General features: G+C 68.1%; 3 protein-coding genes. 2 read left to right on the forward strand and 1 reads right to left on the reverse strand.

The window, feature by feature from the left end; genetic code table 11:
- Window positions 1–143: 143 nt before the first annotated feature.
- Window positions 144–2,813 carry an AAA family ATPase gene (locus RTN46_RS08595; protein ID WP_312180591.1) on the reverse strand — a complete coding sequence of 890 codons (2,670 nt, stop codon included), beginning with the start codon at window positions 2,811–2,813 and terminating at the stop codon, window positions 144–146.
- Window positions 2,814–3,066: 253 nt separating this feature from the next.
- On the opposite strand from RTN46_RS08595, the gene RTN46_RS08600 reads away from it, so the two are divergent.
- Together RTN46_RS08600 and RTN46_RS08605 are read left to right on the forward strand one after the other, a co-directional pair.
- The gene (locus RTN46_RS08600) at window positions 3,067–3,684 is read left to right on the forward strand and encodes an acyltransferase (RefSeq protein WP_312180592.1); all 618 of its coding nucleotides are present in this window, start codon (window positions 3,067–3,069) and stop codon (window positions 3,682–3,684) included.
- Window positions 3,685–3,947: 263 nt separating this feature from the next.
- Window positions 3,948–6,551, forward strand: coding sequence for a WecB/TagA/CpsF family glycosyltransferase (locus RTN46_RS08605; RefSeq protein ID WP_312180593.1), 2,604 nt, complete (start codon window positions 3,948–3,950; stop codon window positions 6,549–6,551).
- Window positions 6,552–6,635: the final 84 nt, after the last annotated feature.

Raw genomic sequence — 6,635 nt, forward strand, 5'->3', positions numbered from 1 at the left:
GCGGCGGCGGGCGTTCATCAGACTAGGTAGGGGCCCTGTACACCGGCCTGAGTAGCATGCACCAGTAATCAGCAGTACTTACTCGAATCACAACAGTGGAATTCCAAGCCGATACTTGGTCTTCACCTCGATTTCTCCAGCCGCTACTTGCGATCCCCCTCGCTGTCCGCGGTGCGGCTCCCCGTTTGGTCGCCGATCAACCGCCGAAGTTCGGCGCGGCCGGACACATGCAGCTTTTGGAAGATCCGGCCCAAGTGCCAGTCCACTGTCCGCGGGGACAGGTGCAGGGCGTTGCCCAGCCGGGCGCTGGACTCCCCACCGGCCGCCCGGATGGACAGGTCACGCTCAAATTCCGAAAGTGCAGCAAGCCGTCTCTCGATGCTGTTGGCCTCCGAAAGGAACCGGTAGCACTCGTTCGCCACCGTCCTGGCCCGCCGGGCAAGGTCCCTGTCCTTCCCGGCCGCAGCTGCTTCGTGCGCGGCCAGCGCCGTTTTGTGCCCCAGCCCAAAGTGCCCGAGGTGCAGCAGCCGCTCCGCGACGTCGTGCAGCATCCTCCCCGATCCCTGCCGCAGTCCGGTCCCGAGGGAACGCCACATGGCGGCGTTAATTCCTTCCCCGGTTGCCGCTGCGCTTTCCAGCAGCAACGCGGCCCGCCCATCTCCATACACGGCAGCGGTCGCGAAGCAGACCATTGCCTCGGGATAACAGCCCTTTGCCTGGGCCTGGATTCCCTGTTCGGTTAAGACGGCCGCGGAGCCGGGATCCGACTTCCGATCCAGCACCGCCGCCGCCTGGAAATACTTGGTGGCTGACGCCACGTGTACTGCGGGCCGGCATTTGAACTTGGGAGCTGCCGCCAGATACTCCCCCATCTTGTCCCACTCCTGCTTGGCCGCGTAGCAGTAGGCAGTAGCCGCATAGGCCAGCGGAAGCAGGTCGCGCGGGTCGCGGACCTCCAGTTGCCGGAGTGCCGGGAGCAGGTATTCCAGCGCGGCGTCGGGGCGTCCGCTCAGCGCGTGGACCGCCCCGGCAGGGAGCTCCGTCCAGGACCCCAGATGGGCGTCAAGGTAGCGCAGCCGGGCTGATCCGTTGAGCACTTCCAAGGCAAGGAGCAGCTCGCCAGCCTGCACGTAGGCGCACAGGATCCCGGTCAACACCTCCCCGCCCACCACTTCGGGAACGTCCGCCGCCTGCAGGTCCGTCCACAGCGCCGACGCTTCGTCCCGCGCATCATCTGTCCTGCCAGCAAGTGCCAGTGCCTGGCAGCGGAGGGCGCGGCCGGTCAGACGGGCGGATTCCGTGGCATTCCTGTCCGTGCAGAGGGCTTCCAGCCCTTCGGGAACTGCCTCCAGCTCCGCGTCCTGCACGGCGAGCGCCGCTTCGGCTATCACGATGCTGTGCTGCGCGTAGCTGCGCTCCGGCTCCGGAAGCGACGCCGCAGCCTCTGTGGCCTGGCGCAGGGCCGCCCGCGGAGCAATCGCAGGCTGGGGCAGCGTACGCGCGATCCGGACCAGTTCAAGAAGGGCGGGCACAAGGGTGTCCCGGTCCTGGCAGTCCAGTACGGCCAGCAGGTCGCGCTCCGCTTCCCGGCGCCGGTCCGACGCTGCCAGGGCACGCGCCCGTTCAAGCATCAGGGCTGGTTGAGGGGCCTGAACTGCGGCGCTGATCTTCAGGGCCGCTTCTGGCTCGCCGGTGCGGTTCGCCGCCGCACAGGCGCGCTGGGCCAGTTCTGCGGGTATGGCGTTGCCCGAGACGGCGGACCACTCGGCATATGCCTTCGCCGGAGCATCCGAAAAAACGGAGAGGTCGGGGCCGGTATCCATGATGTCCTGCCACAGGTCATAAGACCGGCCAACCGGAATGAGCCCGGCCACCAGACGGGCATACAGAGGTTCCCGCAGGGACACGGCCCCATCCCCATGCCCGACCTTGAGCACACCGCGTTCTTCGAGGCTATCCAGCGAATCCGGGTCGGCGGCCGCCAGCAGGGTGTCGATGGGCAGGCCGGGGCACAGGGAGGCCAGCTCCACGATTCTGCGCTCCTGCTCCGGCAATTGGCGGTACCAGGTCTCCATCCAGTCCGAAATCTCACCCGTGTAGGTCATCGGTCCGGTCAGGGCCCAGGTCCCGCCCCGGTCCTGGATGCGGCCCGCTGCGATCTGGTCCCGGCACAGCAAGGAGGTGAACAGCGGGTTCCCCCGTGTCTGGGCCCACACGGTGCGCACTGCCAGGGCCGACATCCGGCCGCCGGCCACACCTTCCATCAGGGCCTGGGCCTCACAGGTTCCCAGTGGCCCCAGATCGATCCTGCGGATCACGCCATCCGACCACAGCCGCACCATCTCCTCTCCGCAGCGCAGGATGTCCGGAGTGGTAGCCAGGAGTGCCACAGCCGACTGGCGGGCCAGCTGGACGGTTACAGTCTGGCTTAGCGGATCCAGTTCATGGATGTTGTCCACCACGAGCAGGGTCCGCCGCCCCGCGGCCAGCTGGGCCAGATGGGCTTTCACACCCCGGAGGACCTGCACCGGATTCCCCAGCGCCATTTCCGGAAGCTCACTCAGCAGCCAGTTCAACGGCCCGTAGTCCGTCCGGGCCGAGACTGCGCTCCCGTAGACATGGACCACGTGGAAACCCGAACCGGCAGCACGGGCCACATGGTTGACCAGCGCGGTCTTTCCGATGCCTTCCGGCCCCACGATCACCGCGCCGCCGCTGCCTTCCACGGCGGACGTTGCCCCTCGAAGGGCATCTCCACGCCCGGCCAGCTGCAGCGGTCCACCCACAGCGGTCCGGCGTGGAGACAGTTGCACCGGTGGAACAACGCGCATGGAATTCCCGTCTCGTGGCCGTCATTGTGTTGGGGGTCGTGCCAAATCGTAGGGTCGGCGGCAGGGGACGCCTACAGGTAGTTATCACCGCCTTTGCGCCACTTGGACGGGTGCCGGGGACGCTGGAAACACCTCCGCTACTTGGCCCGGGGTGATCAATACCTGCGGCTCCACTGGCGCGGTAGGGTGTGGCCAGGAATACAGACGGCAGGTTCACAGGCGAAAGGACTCGGGCATGAGCCGGATCGAAAGCACGGCAGATGTCGCGGACAACGCGGAGATCGGCGCTGGCACGCTCATCTGGCACCTGGCCCAGGTGCGCGAAGGAGCGAAGCTGGGGTCCACCTGCTCCATCGGGCGGGGCGCCTACATCGGTCCCGGCGTGATTCTCGGAGACAACTGCAAAATCCAGAACCATGCCCTGATCTATGAGCCCAGCGTGCTGGGAGACGGGGTTTTCGTCGGCCCGGCAGCGGTCTTTACCAATGACACCTATCCCCGTGCTGTGAACCCGGACGGGTCCCTGAAGGGTGCGGCGGACTGGCAACCGGTAGGCGTGGTGGTCGAGGAGGGCGCCGCCGTCGGTGCCCGGGCAGTATGCGTCGCCCCGGTGAAGATCGGCCGCTGGGCCATGGTGGCTGCCGGCGCCGTCGTGACCCGCGATGTTCCTGACTACGCAATCGTTGCCGGTGTTCCGGCACGGCAGGTGGGATGGGTTGGGCCGGCCGGGCATCCCCTGGTACAGGGACCGGCACCGGAAGATTGGAGCTGCCCGGTAACGGGCGGCAGCTTCCGGCTGGACGGCGCGAGCCTCTCCCCCGTGCCCGGCCGGACCGCTGTTTCCGGCACGTAGCGCCTGCGCTACTTATCTCCCGGGCGCGGGGCAAGTAGTACTTCGTGGTGCCGTCACGGCTTCCGGGTTCCGCTGCGTCGGCAGACCCGTAGCTGCTACCCGGTGCCGCTTCGGCCCCCGATCCTATTCTCATTCCGCGTACCAACGAGGATTGAGGAGCGGACTTGGCAATGCGAGGAAAAAACGTGGATGGCCGGGTATCCGGCCGGCACGTAGCTTGGAAAGGCGGCGGGCAAAGCACGTCAAGCCTTGTTCTGGACGGTGTGAAGCTTGATCTGCGCAGTGCTGAACAAGCGCTGGCAGCCGTTATGAACCGGACCGGAAAAGGCGGGCTGCCGCCGCTGGCCGTGGCCTCCATAAACCTGGATCACCTGCATTACTTCGGCTCGACGGGCCGCTGGCACGGGTCGCTGGCCGTTCCCGGGAACCCTGAGGGCGTGCAGTGGCTGAACCTGGTCGACGGCGCGCCGATCGCTTCGCGGGCCAGCGCAGTGACCGGCCTGAAATGGCCCCGGCTGGCCGGCAGCGACCTGATCCATCCGATCCTGGACCGCTGCCAGGAGGAGCGGCTGCGCATCGGCTTCCTGGGCGGAGCGGCGCAGACCCAGCAGGACCTTGTCCGGCTCTTCGCCCGGCTGCGTCCGGACATCGTGATTGCCGGGTGCTGGGCCCCACCGCGCAGCGCGCTCGCCGACCCCGCCGCCAACCGAGCCCTCACCGCGGAAATCGCCCGTGCCGGTGTGGACGTCCTGATCGTGGGACTCGGGAAGCCGCGGCAGGAGCTCTGGATCGCCGAGTACGGTCCGGGCACCGGTGCCGCGGTGCTGCTGGCGTTTGGTGCCGTGGTGGATTTCCTGGCCGGACGCATCCGGCGTGCCCCCGCATGGGCCAGCGCAAACAGCCTCGAATGGGCTTGGCGGCTGGGCCTGGAACCACGCCGCCTCGCCCGGCGGTACCTCATCCAGGGCCCGCCTTCCTATGTGCGCCTGCACCTGCCGGTGGCGGACCAGGTGGCAGCTGCGGCACCCCTCCAGGTCCCGGCGGTCCAGCCGGTACTGGCTGCCCGGGAGGCTGGCCGTTTCGCGCCGCCCGATGGCTACGCTGACATCTGTGTGCTCACCGTGACCCACAACAACGCCGAGGACATCAAGGGATTCGTGGGATCGCTGCGTGCCGAAACCGAGGACCTGACCATCCGCGTCGTGGCAGCGGATAACTCCTCTGCCGACGCCACTGTCGCGGAACTGGCCGTGCACGGCGACGTCACCGTGGTGCGTACCGGCGGTAACCTGGGCTACGCCGGGGGGATCAATGCTGCCGCTGAGCATGCCGGAGATGCCGGCGCGGTTTTGGTTCTGAACCCGGACCTCCGCGTGGACCGCGGCGCGCTGGCAGCAATGCTCCGGCGCCTGCGCCAGATCGGCAGCGGGATCGTCGTACCCCGGCTGGCCGACGACGACGGCAGTACCTACCCATCCCTCCGCCGCGAGCCAACGGTCTCCCGTGCCTTCGGCGATGCGTTGGCCGGACGGCGCCTGTCCGGGCGTCCGGGGTGGCTGTCCGAAATCGAGTACGACGACGAAGCCTACACATTCGCCCACCCGGTGGACTGGGCGACCGGCGCAGCACTGCTGGTGGACGTGTCCCTGGCCCGCCGGCTGGGGACCTGGAACGAGGCCTTCTTCCTCTATTCGGAGGAAACCGACTACTTCCGGCGGGCCCGGGACGCCGGGGCCGCTGTCTGGTTCGAGCCGGCTGCCACCATGGTGCACCGGAGAGGCGGCTCAGGGCAGTCCCCGGAGCTGACAGCCCTGATGGCGGTTAACCGGGTCCGTTACGCGCAGCTGCACCGCAGCCCGGGCTACGCGGCGCTCTTTCGCTGCATGGTGCTGCTGGCGGAGACGCTGAGAATGCACGAAGCAGGCCACCGGCTTGCCGTGCCCGCCCTGCTGGCTCCCGGAGGGCGCAGTTCGCTGCCGCGGGCGCTCAGGCCCGCCGTACCGCCAACACCGGCTGGATCCGCTCCGTTTCCGCAGGGGACCGTGATCATCCCCTGCCATAACGAAGAAGCGGTCATCGGGGAAACCCTTGCGGCCCTGGCGCCCGTGGCGGCGTCAGGCGTGCAGGTGATAGTGGTTTGCAACGGCTGCAGCGACGCCTCGGCAGGAATCGCCCGTTCCCACGCCGGGGTAACCGTCCTGGAACTGCCGGAGGCTTCCAAGACAGCAGCCCTCAATGCCGGCAACGCGGCGGCCGCCCATTGGCCCCGCCTGTATCTTGACGCCGATATCCGAATCCGTCCGGAGACAGTCCGCGCGGTTTTCGACGCCCTGCAGGGCGGATCCCTGGCCGTGCGTCCAGCTGCCGCCTATGACCTGGACGAGGCTGGTTTCCTGGTCCGCTCCTACTACCGTGCCCGCGGGCACCTACCCGGCGCGCAACACTCGCTCTGGGGAGCCGGGGCCTACGCACTCAGCGCAGAGGCCGGCCAACAGCTGGGCGTCCTGCCCTCCGTGGTGGCGGACGATCTCTACGTGGACCGGTTTTTCCCCGGCGCGGAGAAGTCGGTGCTGGATTGTCCTCCGGTCCTGGTGCGGCTGCCCCGGGACGTCGCGGGCCTGCTCGCCATCCTTCGGCGAACCTACCGCGGAAACGCTGAACAGGGCGCCCTGCATGGAACGGTGCTCTCAAGCGCAGCCGGTATCCTGCGCTCCGTACGCGGTCCACGCAGTGCCTTCGACGCCGCGGTGTACACGGTCTTCACAGTCGCTGGCCGCCGGCTCGCCGCGGCCTCCCGCCCGGATGACGTCTGGGAGCGGGACAACAGCACCCGGGCGCCCCGGCAGCCGCAGGGCAAGGCTTCCTAGATGCCCAGGACAAGCCGCGGTCCCAAGGCTTTCGTTGCTGCTGGGCTCGGTCTGGCAGCTGTGCTGCTGACCGGCAGCGCCATC

It is taken from the genome of Arthrobacter sp., from assembly GCF_031988865.1.
Classification (GTDB): Bacteria; Actinomycetota; Actinomycetes; order Actinomycetales; family Micrococcaceae; genus Arthrobacter_B.